Annotated in this window: 1 pseudogene; it reads left to right on the forward strand. The window is 55.8% G+C overall.

Annotated features, from left to right (window positions below):
* Positions 1 to 117: 117 nt before the first annotated feature.
* Positions 118 to 539 (forward strand): annotated as a pseudogene (locus tag ACR0CR_RS20395) (transposase); the annotation flags it as partial.

A 539-nucleotide genomic window follows, 5' to 3' on the forward strand; every position in this document is an offset into this window, starting at 1 on the left:
GAACTCTCTCAATCAGTGCAAAAGGTTGCGGTGTCTGGATCTGTGAAGGAAGAGGTCCGCCTGAGCCTCCCCAACTGAACTGGTCCACCGTTATGTTTAGGAAACGGAGGACGACGAATGGCAAACAAGAGACCGAAGCCCGAAGAGATTGTCTCGAAGTTACGGCAGGTTGAAGTTTTGATGGGGCAAGGCATGTCCCGACTTGATGCGATCAGGCAGATCGGCGTTGTTGAGCAAACCTATTACCGCTGGCGGAAGAAGTACGGTGGAATGGGTGTTGATCAATTGAAGGAACTGAAACGGCTTCAGAAAGAGAACGAGCGGCTGAGACGCGCGGTGTCTGATCTGACTCTGGACAAGCTGATCCTGACGGAAGCCGCAAAGGGAAACTTTTGAGCCCCGCTCGTCGTCGTGCCTGCATCGATCATGTCCGTAACCAGCTGAACGTTTCCGAGAGACGCGCCTGTCGCGTGCTGGGGCAACACCGGTCCACGCAGCGGCGGGTCCCACAAGGTCGCGCAGACGAAGACCGACTGGTC

It is taken from the genome of Ruegeria sp. AM2, assembly GCF_056540685.1.